Raw genomic sequence first — 13,725 nt, forward strand, 5'->3', positions numbered from 1 at the left:
TCTCGCTACCGCTTAAGGTTCTTGCGGATGGCCTGGCCCCGGACCACAATGCCGACGATGTGCAGGACCAGGCCCAGCCCGATGACCGGCAGCGACGCTGTGGCCAGGCCCTGGTTTCCGGACGAGTTGCCGATCAGGTTCAGGATGATTCCCACGCCGATCAGCCCCATGGCGCAGAAGACGGTGACCTTGTAGGCGGTGGGCGCGGTGTTCCAGAATTCGTTCAGCACCGTCCAATTCTAGCCGTCCAGTTCTAGCCGTCCTTTCAGAACAGGGACTCCTGCACAGCCGGCGCCGCCGGGGAAAACTCCCCCAGGTTGATGGTCCGCGCCGCCAGGCTGCCGAGGTTCACCACAAACTCCGAGTCCGTCCCGTCCAGCCGCGCCAGGGCGTTGACCCCGCTGAGCGCCGCGATGTTTAAGCCGTGTTGGCCTTCGTCGAGCGCGTGCGGGTACGCGTGGCGCCGCGCCGGACTGCAGAGTGCGGCCGCCTGCGCTGGCCGCACCCAGCGCTCGTCCACTGCCTCAAAACCTACGACGGCGGTCTGGTCAAGCAGCGCGCGCACCCGGGCCGCGTGCCGGGCGTCGCGGTACCCACCTTGCTGGCCCCGGTGGCGAACGTGGCCACGTAGAGCCAGTGCTCCTGCATCAGGCAGGTCCGCAGCCCGTCGGGCACGTAGCCGCCGCGGTGGAAGTCATGGATGAGCCTCGAATCGTCCAGCACAAAACAGCGTTCGCACTGCTTACCCTTGGTTGCCGATGCGTTGGCGGCGCACAGGACGTGGGTCCGGCTGGTGGCCGTGTGGACCTTGTGGTGTCCCAGGCAGAACCTGCCGGGTGCGGCGACGCTGAAACCGAGCCGGCACCCGGCTGAAGGCTCACCTCACGGAAGTCACCGGATGGTGACTGCAGGCGCCAAACCGGTGTGCCGCCGTCGTGCTCTGCGGCCGTTGCCGGGGCGCCGTCCCAAAAGACCCCGTGAACCAGATAGCGCGTATCGGTCACGGGGTCTCCTGCTGTTTTGGGATGTGGTGGCGGAGGCGTCAGAGCGCCGGCTGCACCCCAAAGGCAATTGCGAGCTTCATGATCTTCTCGGCGCGGCCCAGGCGCGGCAGGTCTGAGCCGTCGCGGATGACGCGGCCGTTGGCTTCGAAGTCGTTCATGAAATCGGTGGCCCAGGCGACGTCCGACGGCGTGGGGCTGATGACCTCGTTGATGACCGGCGTCTGGTCGATGGCCAGGCAGAGCTTACCGGTCATGCCCATCATCACGGTGATGCCGGTCTGCTCGCGCAGGATGGGGTGGTTGGTGCCGACGGTGGGGCCGTCGATGGGGCCGGGCAGGTTGCCCACGCGGCTCGCAACCACCAGCTTGGCGCGGGGGTAGGCCATGGCCTCGGCGGTGGCGGCCATGCCGGTGTCGCGGCGGAAGTCGCCGGAACCGAAGGCAAGGCGGAACGCTCCCTGGGCCCTGGCAATGTTGTTGGCTTCCTCGATGCCCACGGCGGATTCCACCAGCGGGATAACGGGCGTCTTGCCGTCCATCCGGTGGAAGCTCTCGGTCACCTGGTCAGCGGACTCGGTCTTGGCCAGCATCACGCCGAGCAGGCCCGGGGTGCCGCGCAGTCCGGCGAGGTCGTCGGCCCAGAACGGGCTGGTGGCATCGTTGATGCGGACCCAGGCCTTCCCGCCGCCCGTCAGCCAGTCAATGACATGTCCACGCGCCTGGTCCTTCTGCGACGGGTCCACCGCGTCTTCAATGTCCAGGATGATCGAGTCCGCGCGGGAAGCAGCCGACTGGTCGAACAATTCGGTTTTCATCGCGTTGACCAGGAGCCAGGAACGGGCGATTTCAGCTGGGATGTTGCGCTCGGGCCGTACGGTCTCCGTGGCGGTGATTGACGTCATGCTTCTACCGTATCTGGCCGGGCCCTGCGAGCGCTAAGCAGGAATGCCATACGTGATGACCAATACGAACAGTACCGGCCTCAGGTGCTCTGCGAGACGCGAATGTAGGTAGCAGTAAGTGTCGTTATGACGGCTCAAAACGACACTTACTGCTACCTAGTTGGGGTTACGGGAGGTTGGTTCCCCGCGCTGCGATCCAGAGCCCGTACCAGTCGGCCCGGCTCATGGCCTCAGCCACCCGGACGCCGTCCGCGCATGCGGCAATCCGCGAGGGATTCACGGTGCCGATCACGGGCGCGATGCCGGCGGGATGCTTCATCAGCCAGCCCAGGAGGACCGACTCCCCCGTGGTGCCGTATGTGCCTGCGAGCTCCCGGACGAGCACCGCTGTGGAAGTCTCGGCCGTCGTCGGGTCTTCCGCTGCTGCACCGGTGTACAGCCCGCGGGCCAGCGCTCCGTACGCCTGCAGGGTGACGCCATTTCCGGTGCAGTATTCCAGCGTGCCGTGCGGAAAGCTGTAGTCCAGCGAGTCCGCATGGTTCACCAGGACCTGGCTCTCCAACCAGGCACGCTTCAGCAGGCTCATCTCCAGCTGGTTGGCCACAACGGGCACCTCCAGCCGGTCCTGCAGCGCCCGGATCTGCGCGCCGGACATGTTGGACACGCCCACCTGCCGGACTTTGCCTTCGGCGAGCAACTGCCCGACGGCGGCCGCCACCTCCGCGAGGTCCGTCAGGGGGTCGGGGCGGTGCAGCAGGAGCACGTCCACGAAGTCCGTCTGCAACCGTTTCAGGCTGCCGGCCACCCGCTCCAGGATGGCTTCCCGGTTCAGGTCATAATGCGTGGCCAGCCCGCGTTCGTTCAGCCGGATCCCGCACTTGGTCTGCAGCCGGATCCGGCCGCGCAGGCCGGGCGTAGCAGCAAGCACTTCACCGAAGACGGCCTCGGACTTGCCGCTGCGGTAGATGTCGGCGTGGTCGAACAGCGTGATCCCTGCAGCTAGGGCAGCCTCGACGGCGGCAGCGGCCTCGTCCACATGGTCAGTGCCATGCGGCTCGTCGGACCAGCGGCCGCCCAGGCCCATGCAGCCATAGATGAGCTCCTGCATCAGGCGGAATCCCCGCCTGCCACGGCTGCAGCCACGTAAACCGGCATCAGCGCAGCCAGGCGGTGCTGTTCGCGGGCAGCTTGCCGTCCTGCAGCGGAGAGCTGCTGATCAGCACGGTCCCGGCGGGGAGTTCGACGGCGGTGTCCCCGAAGTTGGTCACTGACTGCCAGCCGCCGGGGCGGCTGAAGTGCAGTACTTCCGGGTTGCCCGTCTCTGACCATTCCAGTTCCTCCGCGGCCTGCAGTTCCCGGCGCAGTTTCAGTGCCTTGCGGTACAGCTCCAGGGTGGAGTTTTCGGTGCCGTCCTGCGCCTCTACGGCGTACTTGCTGAACCAGTCCGGCTGCGGGAGGTGCGCGCCGTCGTCGCCGAAGCCGAAGGAGGTGCCTTCGACCATCCAGGGCAGCGGAACCCGGCAGCCGTCGCGGCCCACCTCAAGGCCTTGGCTCCGGAAGAACGTCGGGTCCTGCCGCTCGGCGTCCGGGATGTCCGCCACTTCCTGCAGGCCGAGCTCCTCGCCCTGGTAGAGGTAGGCGGAACCCGGTACGGCCAGCATCAGCAGGGTGGCAGCGCGGGCGCGCTGTTCTCCCAGTTCCACATCCAACTGGTCTGATGGGCCGCCGGCCAGCAGCCAGGCTTTCCCGTCCTGGCCCTTGGCGAGCTTCTTGTCGGCAGGTTTTTGCGCCGCCTTGGGCAGCCCGTAGCGCGTGGCGTGCCGGACGACGTCGTGGTTGGAGAAGACCCAGGTGGAGGACGCCCCGGTCTCCTTGGCCTCAGCCAGGTTCCGGGTGATGATTTCGCGGAATTCCTCGGCGTCAAAGTCGGCCTGGAGGAGGTCGAAGTTGAACGCCTGGCCCAGGCCCGCCGGGCTGGCATAGCGGGCGCGGCGGGTGGCGTGCACCCAGGCTTCAGCGACGGCGGTGCGCGGCGGGTTGTACTCGTTGAACACCTCACGCCATTCAACGTAGATGTCATGCACTTCGTCGCGGTCCCAAAAGGGGTGCGAGCCGTCGTCGAACCCGTCTGTGCCGCTGTTCGCCTCGGTCAGGTCAAGCTTGGAGAGCAACGGCTCGGTCAGGTCCTTGGTCAGGGCGTGGGCCACGTCCACCCGGAAGCCGTCCACGCCGCGGTCAGACCAGAAGCGCAGGGTCTTGAGGAAATCGTCGCGGATTTCCCGGTTGGCCCAGTTGAGGTCCGGCTGCTCCTTCGCGAAGATGTGCAGGTACCACTGGCCGGGGGTGCCGTCAGGCTCGGTGATCCGCTCCCAGGCGGGGCCGCCAAAGACGGAATCCCAGTCCGACGGCGGCAGGTCACCGTTCGCGCCTAGCCCGTCGCGGAAGATGTAGCGCTCCCGCGCGGCGGAACCCTTCGGTGCGGCGAGCGCCTCCTTGAACCACTCGTGCCGGTTCGAAGAGTGGTTGGGGACAATGTCCGCGATGAGCTTGATGCCGGCGTCGTGCAGCGCCTTGGCCATTTCGTCGAAGTCGGCCAGGGTGCCGAGCTTGGGGTCCACATCGCGGTAGTCGTCCACGTCGTAGCCGCCGTCGGCGAGCGCTGAGGGGTAGAACGGGCTCAGCCAGACGGCGTCGATGCCCAGCGCTTTGAGGTACGGAACTTTGGCCGTGATGCCCTTGATGTCACCGAGGCCGTCACCGTTGATATCGGCGAAGCTGCGCGGGTAGATCTGGTAGACGGCAGCCTGGCGCCACCAGTTGGGATCGGCTGCGAGGTCTGAAGCGGACAAGGTTGCCAGTGTGGCAGTGGTGGACAAGGAGTGATCCTTTTCTCTTGGTGGGTTTCTTGCTGGTGGATGAAAAAGCTATTTGACGGCCCCGCGCATGACTCCGGACAGTACCCAACGCTGGGCCAGGATGTAAACCACCAAGGTGGGTGCCATGGCCATCAGGTAGGACGCGAACGCGAGGCTGTAGTTGGTGTTGAACTCCCCCTGGAACAGCATCTGCACCACAGGGAGGGTCTGCAGGGCCGGGTCCGCGATCATCATCTGCGGCAGCAGGAAGTCGTTCCACGAGCCGAGGAAAGCGAAGATCCCCACGGTGGCATTCATCGGCGCCAGCAGCGGGAAGATGATCTTGCGGAACACCTGCCAGGTGGTGGCGCCGTCCATCCTGGCAGATTCCTCGAGCTCCACCGGGATGGAGCGGACGAAGGCAATGTAGAGCAACGTGTTGAACGAGATGCCGCCGAGCACGTGAAGGAAGACCACGCCGGCGGGGTTATCCAGCCCCAGCATTGCCGTCTGCTTGATCAGCGGCAGGATGATCACGGGGAAGGGGATGAACATGGCCGAAAGCAGGTACACGAACGATCCGCGGAAGAACCGGTGGGTCCAGTTCCGGGCGATGGCGTAGGCCACCAGCGAGCTCGAGGCCAGTGCGCCGAGCACGCTGAACACGGTGACGAAGGCCGTGGACATAAAGGCCCGCGGGAAGTTGGTGGCCACGTAGGCCGCGGCGAAGTTCTCCCAGTTCATCGGGTTAGGCCACGCCAGCCCTGTTCCGGTGCCGATCTGGTCCGGGGATTTCAGTGCCATGGCCACGGTGAAGTACAGGGGCAGCAGCACTGTCAGGGAGGCCACGAGCATCAGGGCCGTGAGCCACCAATTGATCTTGAAACCCTCACGTCCGGAGGGGCGGTTTTTGAGGATGCGGGTTGGGCGCTGTGGAAGCAGTGATGCGGTCATTAGAGAGCAACCCCCCGGCGCTGGATGAGGCGCAGCTGGATGACGGAGATCAGCAGGGTGATCAGGAAGTAGATGACGGCGTTGGCCATCTGGTAGGAATAGTCCCCGCCGGTGAAGCCGGAGAAGATCCGCATCGCAACGGACTGTGTTGCCATGCCCGGTCCGCCGCCGGTGAGGCCAACGATGATCTCGTACGTTCCCAGGAAGCCTTTGAACCCGAGGATCACGTTGATGACCAGGTAACCGAGGATCAGGGGCAGCGTCAGGCTTAGCAGCTGCCGGAAACTTCCCGCGCCGTCAAGGTCCGCTGCTTCATAGACCTCGGACGGCACGCTTTGCAGGCCCGCGAGGTAGATGATGGTGGCGCCGGGCGCCGCCTGCCACACCGTGACCAGGACGATGGCCAGCCAGGCGAGGTTTTCGTTGGCCAGGATGCTGGTGGCGAGAGGCGTCAGGCCGAGCCGTTCAGCAAGCATCGGCAAGGTGTTGGAGAACAGGTAGTTGAAGACAAACGACACCACCAGGGCGGAGAGCACCATCGGGATGAAGAAGACGGTGCGGACGCCGGTGCGCCACTTGATTTTGGCGTTCAGTCCCAGTGCGATCGCGAGGGCCACGACGTTGACCACCACGGTGGTGGTCAACGCGAAAACAAACGTGAAAATGTAGGACTGCAGAATTGCCGGGTCCCTGAAGATGTTCACGTAGTTGGCGAAGCCGATGAACTTCCAGTCTCCGTAGCCGGCGTAATTGGTGAGGCTGAAGAAGACGCCCACCAGTGCCGGCAGGGTGATGAAGAAGGCGAAGAGTGCCAGGACCGGCACCAGCATCCAGTAATACGTGGGATCGATCCGTCGCGTGGACCGCCTCACGCTGGTCTCGGCCGGACGTTCCGGAGCTGGACGGGGCGTCTCCGCCGTGGATGTCGCTGTCATGGGGACTCCTGGATTCAGGGTGGGCATTAGACGGCCGTCCGTTCGGCGACGCGGCGCCATTCGTCGTCGAGGGCGGTGAGGAACTGGTCGCCATTCCTGCTGTACACGAAGGACTGGATGTAGTTGTGCAGCGGCACCGACGGCGGGAAGTACGTGCCGGCGCCCTGGTAGTAGCGGGCTGTCCTGACGAATTCGTACAGTCCGCTGATTTGCGGGTTGGTGACCGGCGGGGCGTCCTTGAGCGGCGAGAAGGCCGCGTTTTTTTCGTTGTAGGTGTTCACCACTGAGGGTTCCAGGAGGTAGGCGACAAAGCGCCGGGCCGCGGCCTTGTTGGGAGTATTCCTGGTGATGGACAGCCCCATGTCCACGTTCACCCGGACCTTGGTTTCCGCCGGGTTGTTAGTGGCGGGCAGGGGGAACGTTCCCACCCGAATGTCCTTGTTGGCGGAAACCAACTGCGACAACGCCCACGGACCCTGGAAGTACATGGCGGCCTGTCCCTTGGCGAAGGCTGCGTTCCCGTCGGCATAGTTCCTGCTGGAGGCGCCGTTCTGGGAATAGGAAGCAAGCTGGAGCATGCGGGGCAGCACGGGACCGAAGTTGGTGGTGAAGGACTCGGGGGCCGCCGAGCTGATGTCCGCGCCCTTGGCATGAATCCTGCGGAAAAATTCCGCCACGTCCAGGGTCCCCCCGGAGACGTAGTCGAACATTCCCTGGTTGAGGGTCCAGGGGTCTTTGAACGTTCCGTAGATCGGCGTGATTCCGGCCGCCTTGAAGGTTTCGCAGGCTGCCACGAACTCATCCCAGGTGCTGGGAACGGCCACGCTGTTCGCCTCAAAGATGTCACGGTTGTAGATCACTCCGGCTGCGGCGAGGGAGAACGGCAGGGCATTGATTTCATCACCGTTGTACTGGCCCCAGGAGTTCACGAGTTCCTGGATCTTCGGATCCACGGTGGACGTTTCGGGGAGGTCCGAGAGGTCCGCGAAGACGCCCTTGCGGACAAAATCTCCGGTGGCCTGGGCAAAACCGCGGGTCACAACATCCGGCGGGTTGTCCCGGACCAGGCCGGGAACAAAGTTCCCCTCGTTGAAGTCCTGGATGACCCGGATGTCAGGGTTGAGTGCTTCGAAATCCTTGATGACCTGGTTGAAGTAGTTCACCACTTCGGGCTTGTTCTGCATGAACCGCAGGGTGGTAACCCCGCCCTGCCGGCCGGCATCGGAGGCGCAGCCGGTGAGGGGAACCATGGCTGCAACCCCGGCCAGGCCGGCCATCCGCAGCAGGGAACGCCGGCTGAGGGTCCGGTGGACGGTCGTCGGCCGCGCCGTCAGAGCTGCGTTCACAGCGCGCGGGCTGACGTGGACGGCAGTGCCCTGGGGGAACCGGAACGGGTGGGGTGCTGCTGTGGCAACGGCGGAAATTGCGTGGGGGTGCGTTTCACAGTTGCTCCTTTGCAAATGGGGATGAGGGACTGTGGATGGCCGGCCGGACCTTTGATTTTGGATCTAAATTTAGTTCCTCAAGTATTATGTGGTGCAGAACACAGGAAGGTCAACACCATGGCGGAAATTAGCTCGGCCACACCCCAGCTGCTGCGGCGGGTGAGCGCGAACGCGGTTCTGGACTACCTGCGCGCCTCACAGGCAGTGACGGTCACCGAAGTCATGGACGCAACAGGCCTCACCCGGGCAACGGCCATTTCGGTCTGCGAAGACCTTATGGACCGGGGGTGGATCCGGGAGCTGGCAAACCAAAGGGCGCACGGCGGCTACCAGAAGGGCAGGCCCGCGCGCCGGTTCGAGCTCAACGAACGCGCCGGCTATGTGCTGGGCATGGACGTGGGGGTCCTGAAGGCCACGGTGGTGGTGGCAGATCTGCGCGGAAAAGTACTGGGACGGGCCAGCCAACCGTTCGCCAGCGCAGAAATCCCGGCGGAGGAACGCGTCTCCGGCATTGACCAAGCCGCCCTGATGGCGCTGGACAGCGTGGGCGCGTCCCCCGGCGATGTCCTTGGCGTCTGCGCCGGCATTGCGGCCCCGGTGGACCGCAACGGCGAGGTGCTGGTGACCCAGCACTTCTGGGGGCTGTTCGACGTCGGGCTGAAGAGCGCCCTGCATGACCGGCATGGCTGGGCAGTGCTGCTGGAAAACGACGCCAACCTTGCGGCTCTGGGAGAGCGCTGGCGCGGCGCCGCCGCCGGCGTGGACGACGTTGTGGTGATCCTCGCCAGCGAACGCCTGGGTTCTGGAGTGATCGACGGCGGGCGGCTGCTGCACGGCCGGGGCGGCGGGGCCGGCGAACTCGCCTTCCTCGACCTGGTGGAGGGCGTTGGAGACACCTACGGCATCGCTGCGATGGCGAGGACCTGGGCCGCGGACGCCCTGGCCGGCAAGGCCAAGACATCGCTCCGCGAGTTTTCCCCCGGAGGGGCCGAGGCCGAACAGGTCTTTGCCGCCGCGGCCGACGGTGATGCTGTGGCGCTCAAGATCCTGGCGCGCCTGGCGGACAGGATGGCGCGGGTCATCGGAGCCGTGGCCACCATGCTCAACCCCGAACTAGTGGTCATCGGCGGCGCCGTGGCCAACTCCGCCGGCGTGCTTCTGGAGCCCATCGCTGAACGCCTGCCCCTGTACACGGCCACTCCCCCGCGGGTGGCAGTGTCACCGTTGGGCGATTCGATCGTGACAGTGGGTGCCGTCCGGTGCGCCCTCGACTACGTGGAGAGGAACAGCCTGGACCTGGCGCTCGCCGTGAGCGCCTGATCCGACGGCGCACTGTAATGCCAGGGCCGCTGGCGCGCTATTCGGGCATGATCATGGTCCTGAGGTCCAGCTGGCGCAACACCCGGTCTGCCACCTCGGGGTCCATGTCGGGTTCATTACGGGCCATCACCACTTCCTGCCGGGCAGCATCCAGGGCGATGGTTTGGACGGCGATGGCGAGCCCGCGGCCCCGGACCCGGAGGTCGGCAACGGATTCGTTCCGGAGGCTGCCGTCCAGGAGCTCAGCGTGCAGCCGGCCCATCTTTTCCTTCACCAGTGCCACCTTCTCGGGTGGCAGGTCCTTCATCAGGTCATGCTGCCTCAGCGCGGCCACAGCGGCGGCCTGCGCCCGCTGGGCCAGGAGGCGGGCAGCATCACGCTCCTCCGATCCGTCGTTGGAGGCTTTGAGGACGCGCATCAGCCACGGGAGTGTCAGGCCAGGGAGGACCAGCGTTGCCAGGAGCACCGCGCAAGCGATCACCAGCATGTAGTCCCGGGCCGGGAACGGTGTTCCATCGGCCAGCGTCAGGGGTAACGCCAGTGCCAGGGCCAGGGTGGCCAGCCCGCGCATGCCGCACCAGGTCAGGATCAGGACCTCCTGGGCGGAGGTGGGCTGCAGGAGGTTCTCGCGCTTTCGTGCGCCCAACGCCAGCACCCCCAGCCAGAGAAACCGCACCGCAAACACCAGGACGCACACCAGCCCCGCAACGCCAAGCATGCCCCAGATATCGTTGCCTTCGTCCTGGATGACGTGCCGAATTTCGAGTCCCACCAACCCAAACGCCAGGCCCGTGACCAGCAGTTCCACCACATCCCAGAAAGCGGTCCTGGTGATTCGTTCCGCCGCGTCCTCCGGCCTGGAATGGCGCTTCATCTCCAATGCGGTGACAACCACCGCGATCACGCCGGAGGCGTGAACCTCCTCGGCCAGGATGTAGGCGGCGAACGGCACCACAAGTGTCACCGCACTGCGGGCCACCAGCGAGACCACCAGCCTGGTGATCAGCGAGGTCAGCCAGCCCATGACAATGCCCACCACCACGGCAACGGCAGCGCCGATGACAAACTTCAGGACGACGTCGGGCCCTATCTCAGTGCCGCCCACCGCCGCAGCCACCGCCGCCTGGAAGATGACGATGGCGGCGGCATCGTTGAAGAGGCCCTCGCTTTGCAGCACGGTGATGAGCCTTCGCGGCATGTGGACCCGGCCGGCCACGGATTCAACGGCAACGGGATCCGGCGGAGCCACCATGGCGCCCAGGGCGATGGCGGCAGGAATCCCGATGCCCGGGATCATCAGCCACGCAGCGCCTGCCACAACAGCCGTGGTGATGACCACCAGCGCGACCGCCAGCAAAAGCAGCGTCCGCCAGCGGACCCGGAAAACGGCCCACGAGCTCCGCTGGGCGGTGGCAAAGAGCAGCGGCGGCAGGAAGATGGGCAGGATCAGCTCAGGCGCGATGTCCAGGTCCGGGAATCCCGGGATGAAGGTGAGGGCCGCCGCCAGGATAAGCATCAGCACCGGATACGGCAGGCGGAGCCGGTCCCCCAGCCCGACAGCCACCACAGTGGCCAGTAAAAGTCCGATGATGAGTGCCAACTGATCCATGTGCCTGCTTCCCCGGCGGGGCGGCCTGTCCCGCCGCCCGGTGGGAGGCGCCTGCCGCCGGTTTCAGTTTAACGGTGCCCAGCACCTCAGCCGTCCCGTTTGGGCTGGATGACCCGCCGCTAGGGCCGTGGTCCCAGTGCCGCCGCGATGGGCAGGCTGCCGTCACGGAATTCGATGGTCCGTCCTGCTGTTTCTGGCAGGTCCAATACTGCCGCAGCCACGCTGGCCGTGTTGCTGCGGGAGGTAGCTCCGTTGCCGTCCCGGGGCGGGTTGACCTCGATCAGGCCGCTGGCCGGCTGGTCCGTCAGGCTGCCGGGACCCAGGATGGTCCAGGCAAGTTGGGTGCCGCGCAGGTACTCATCCGCCGCTGCTTTGGCGTCTGCGTAGGCGAAGAAGGAGTTATCAGCCGGGACGCCGTGATCCGGTCCGGCGCCCAGGTAGGACACCATGACATAACGCCCGACGCCGGCCTCCGCCGCCGCGTCCATCGACCGGATGGCGGCGTCGCGATCCACCGCGTAGGTGCGTTCCGGGTTGCCGCCGCCGGCGCCGGCTGACCAGACCACGGCGTCGTGGCCGCGGATCGCATCGGCGATGGCCGCCGTCGTCGAGTTTTCAACGTCCAGGACCGACGGCGTTGCCCCTGTCGCCGCGACGTCTGCGGCATGGTCCGGGTTGCGGATGATCGAGGTGACGCTGTGGCCCTCTGTGGCGAGGAGCTTGGACAGGTGGAGGGCCACTTTGCCGTGGCCGCCGATGATAGCGATGCTGGTCATGCCCCTATTCTGCCCCCCAATGCCGTCCGAGGCAGTCAAGAAAGGGTGCGGTAACTGAGATAGACCACGCCGTTGCCGAACCGGTGCTCGTCCAGGAGTTCGAGCCGCAGGTTCAGGCCGTCGGGCAGGAAGCGCAGGCCGCCTCCGACAGCCACCGGGTTGACGAACAGCTGGCACTCGTCCACGAGCCCGGCCTGCAGGGCGGCTGCGGCAAGGGTGGCGCCGCCGATGCTGATGTTCCCGTCCGTGCTGTCCTTCAGTTTCCGGACTGCTTCGGCGTCGAACGTCCGCTCGATCCTGGTCCGCGCTGTGGTGACGGTTGCGAGCGACGAAGAGTAGACAACCTTGTCTGCCCCCTGCCAGATGCGGCCGTAATCCTGGATGTAGTCCGGCGCACCAGGTGTGCTGCCGAGGGTTTCCCAAACCGACATGACCTCATACATGCGGCGTCCGAGCAGGTACGTGCCGGCATCGCGTTCGAGGTCATTGACGAAGGTGTGGACTTCCTGGTCCGGTTCGCTCCAGCTGAAGTTGCCGTCCCGGTCCGCCACGTACCCGTCGAGGGACGCGATGCCTGAGTAGATGAGCTTGCCCATCCGCCCATTGTGCCGCCGTCGTGCGGTGTTGGATAGGCCGCGGCTGCCTCGAGCGGCGGCATCCCGCCCCTCATTTGACGAGGAACTGTTGCGCCAAGGTCCAGAGGTTGGTGGTGGTCCAGTAGATCAGGACGCCGATCGGGAAGAGGATGCCGCCAACACCGAAGATCAGCGGCAGGAGGTACAGAAACATTCTCTGCTGTCGCAGCAAGGGATTGTCCGCTGATTCTTCCGGCATGCTTCTGGCCATGATCCGTCTCTGCGTCAGGAACTGCGAGGCCGTCATGATGAGGATCATCACAATAGTGAGCACTATGACCGCCGTCTGGTCTCCCCCGACTCCGTGCAGCACGGACGCTGACAGCGGCGCGCCAAAAATACTTGATTGGTCGAACTGCACCACCTGCAGGCGGCTCATCGCGCCGATGCCTTGGCCTTGCCCGGCCGCAGAGGTGATGCCGGAAAGCACTTGGAAAACGGCGAGGAAGAACGGCACCTGGATCAGCACGGGCAGGCAGGCGGAGAACGGATTGGTTCCGTGTTCCTTGTAAAGCGCCATCTGCTCCTGCGCCATGGCCTGCCGGGACAGCTGATCTGTTTTGCCTTTGTACTTGTCCTGCAGTTTCTTCAAGTCCGGCTGCAGCCGCCGCATCCGGCGCTGGGCGTTGACCTGCCTCAGGAAGACCGGAATCAAAGCCGCTCGGATGACCAGCACCAGCCCGATGATGGCGAATGTCCACGTCCAGCCGTTGGCGGCCGGCATGCCGACGGTGCTCAAGGCATCGTGGAACCAGACCATGAGGGCGGAGACCAGCCACTTGAACGGAGCCATGATTGTTGCGAAGACGTCCAAAGAAACCCCCTTCGCCGGATGCTGCCAAGCTACGGCGAAAAGAGATGCTTGTCACTGCCACGCACAGCAGGACCCGGGTTAGCCGAATCCTCGCCGATCTGGCTGAACACAGAAAAGCCCCCGGAATCTCGGGGATTCCGGGGGCTTAGCCTGTAGCGGTGGGGAGGCTCGATCTCCCGACCTCACGATTATGAGTCGTGCGCTCTAACCAACTGAGCTACACCGCCACGAATGAGAAAAACCTGCATCAAGCCGGTCAAAACCGCCTTGACACAGGCCCTCATTCAGAGCCCCCCACCGGAATCGATCCGGTGACCTCGTTCTTACCAAGAACGCGCTCTACCACTGAGCTAGGGGGGCAACGAGTAAATACTCTACCGGAAGATTTGGCCACCAACAAATCGGCTCTCAGGCAGGTCAAAGGGCGCCGAAACAGTTGCATCGGCGCCCTATTTATGACCTCTCCGGAGCGGCCC

At 65.1% G+C, this 13,725-nt stretch carries 14 protein-coding genes and 2 tRNA genes; 1 reads left to right on the plus strand and 15 read right to left on the minus strand.

What is annotated here, in order from left to right; all coding sequences use genetic code 11:
- Positions 1–5: 5 nt before the first annotated feature.
- The 9 genes from AC1MCD_RS14575 to AC1MCD_RS14615 form a co-directional block, all read right to left on the minus strand.
- Entirely contained in the window at positions 6–230 is a 225-nt protein-coding gene (locus AC1MCD_RS14575) for a DUF3188 domain-containing protein (RefSeq protein ID WP_498672962.1), read from the minus strand.
- Between the two features lie 35 nt (positions 231–265).
- A complete protein-coding gene (locus AC1MCD_RS14580; protein WP_498672963.1) occupies positions 266–565 on the minus strand; it encodes a hypothetical protein in 300 nt (99 codons plus the stop codon).
- On the minus strand, positions 532–723 hold the full coding sequence (locus AC1MCD_RS14585) for a hypothetical protein (RefSeq protein ID WP_498672965.1): 192 nt from the start codon (positions 721–723) through the stop codon (positions 532–534). Before AC1MCD_RS14585 ends, AC1MCD_RS14580 begins: the two co-directional genes overlap by 34 nt.
- 319 nt (positions 724–1,042) lie before the next feature.
- Entirely contained in the window at positions 1,043–1,906 is an 864-nt protein-coding gene (locus AC1MCD_RS14590) for an HpcH/HpaI aldolase/citrate lyase family protein (protein ID WP_498672967.1), read from the minus strand.
- A 166-nt stretch (positions 1,907–2,072) separates the two neighbouring features.
- Entirely contained in the window at positions 2,073–3,014 is a 942-nt protein-coding gene (locus AC1MCD_RS14595) for an aldo/keto reductase (protein ID WP_498672969.1), read from the minus strand.
- A 46-nt stretch (positions 3,015–3,060) separates the two neighbouring features.
- Positions 3,061–4,782, minus strand: coding sequence for a glycoside hydrolase family 13 protein (locus tag AC1MCD_RS14600; RefSeq protein WP_498672972.1), 1,722 nt, complete (start codon positions 4,780–4,782; stop codon positions 3,061–3,063).
- Between the two features lie 48 nt (positions 4,783–4,830).
- On the minus strand, positions 4,831–5,715 hold the full coding sequence (locus AC1MCD_RS14605; protein WP_498672974.1) for a carbohydrate ABC transporter permease: 885 nt from the start codon (positions 5,713–5,715) through the stop codon (positions 4,831–4,833).
- Positions 5,715–6,650, minus strand: a complete 936-nt coding sequence (locus AC1MCD_RS14610; RefSeq protein WP_498672976.1) for a carbohydrate ABC transporter permease — start codon at positions 6,648–6,650, stop codon at positions 5,715–5,717. The genes AC1MCD_RS14605 and AC1MCD_RS14610 overlap by 1 nt, the downstream gene beginning before the upstream one ends.
- Before the next feature lie 26 nt (positions 6,651–6,676).
- Positions 6,677–7,996, minus strand: coding sequence for an ABC transporter substrate-binding protein (locus AC1MCD_RS14615; protein ID WP_498672977.1), 1,320 nt, complete (start codon positions 7,994–7,996; stop codon positions 6,677–6,679).
- Positions 7,997–8,212: 216 nt separating this feature from the next.
- On the opposite strand from AC1MCD_RS14615, the gene AC1MCD_RS14620 reads away from it, so the two are divergent.
- Positions 8,213–9,415, plus strand: a complete 1,203-nt coding sequence (locus AC1MCD_RS14620) for an ROK family protein (protein WP_498672978.1) — start codon at positions 8,213–8,215, stop codon at positions 9,413–9,415.
- A 37-nt stretch (positions 9,416–9,452) separates the two neighbouring features.
- Here the strand turns inward: AC1MCD_RS14620 and AC1MCD_RS14625 are convergent, their stop codons facing one another.
- From AC1MCD_RS14625 to AC1MCD_RS14650, 6 genes are all read right to left on the minus strand, one after another.
- On the minus strand, positions 9,453–11,024 hold the full coding sequence (locus AC1MCD_RS14625; RefSeq protein ID WP_498672979.1) for a Na+/H+ antiporter: 1,572 nt from the start codon (positions 11,022–11,024) through the stop codon (positions 9,453–9,455).
- 119 nt (positions 11,025–11,143) lie between these two features.
- Positions 11,144–11,800 carry an SDR family oxidoreductase gene (locus tag AC1MCD_RS14630; RefSeq protein WP_498672980.1) on the minus strand — a complete coding sequence of 219 codons (657 nt, stop codon included), beginning with the start codon at positions 11,798–11,800 and terminating at the stop codon, positions 11,144–11,146.
- A 35-nt stretch (positions 11,801–11,835) separates the two neighbouring features.
- On the minus strand, positions 11,836–12,396 hold the full coding sequence (locus AC1MCD_RS14635) for a dihydrofolate reductase family protein (RefSeq protein ID WP_498672981.1): 561 nt from the start codon (positions 12,394–12,396) through the stop codon (positions 11,836–11,838).
- A gap of 70 nt (positions 12,397–12,466) precedes the next feature.
- Positions 12,467–13,249, minus strand: coding sequence for a membrane protein insertase YidC (gene yidC, locus AC1MCD_RS14640; protein ID WP_498672982.1), 783 nt, complete (start codon positions 13,247–13,249; stop codon positions 12,467–12,469).
- Positions 13,250–13,402: 153 nt separating this feature from the next.
- Positions 13,403–13,476 (minus strand) — tRNA-Met (locus AC1MCD_RS14645).
- A 61-nt stretch (positions 13,477–13,537) separates the two neighbouring features.
- Positions 13,538–13,609 (minus strand) — tRNA-Thr (locus AC1MCD_RS14650).
- Between the last annotated feature and the right edge of the window lie 116 nt (positions 13,610–13,725).

This window comes from Arthrobacter sp. BF1 (assembly GCF_056680215.1).

Excerpts from the sequence above, each read along its gene's own strand:
- AC1MCD_RS14620 (WP_498672978.1), top strand. The coding sequence starts at position 8,213 with ATGGCGGAAATTAGCTCGGCCACACCCCAGCTGCTGCGGCGGGTGAGC.
- AC1MCD_RS14590 (WP_498672967.1), bottom strand. The coding sequence starts at position 1,906 with ATGACGTCAATCACCGCCACGGAGACCGTACGGCCCGAGCGCAACATC.
- AC1MCD_RS14610 (WP_498672976.1), bottom strand. The coding sequence starts at position 6,650 with ATGACAGCGACATCCACGGCGGAGACGCCCCGTCCAGCTCCGGAACGT.
- AC1MCD_RS14630 (WP_498672980.1), bottom strand. The coding sequence starts at position 11,800 with ATGACCAGCATCGCTATCATCGGCGGCCACGGCAAAGTGGCCCTCCAC.
- AC1MCD_RS14635 (WP_498672981.1), bottom strand. The coding sequence starts at position 12,396 with ATGGGCAAGCTCATCTACTCAGGCATCGCGTCCCTCGACGGGTACGTG.
- AC1MCD_RS14625 (WP_498672979.1), bottom strand. The coding sequence starts at position 11,024 with ATGGATCAGTTGGCACTCATCATCGGACTTTTACTGGCCACTGTGGTG.
- AC1MCD_RS14605 (WP_498672974.1), bottom strand. The coding sequence starts at position 5,715 with ATGACCGCATCACTGCTTCCACAGCGCCCAACCCGCATCCTCAAAAAC.
- AC1MCD_RS14595 (WP_498672969.1), bottom strand. The coding sequence starts at position 3,014 with ATGCAGGAGCTCATCTATGGCTGCATGGGCCTGGGCGGCCGCTGGTCC.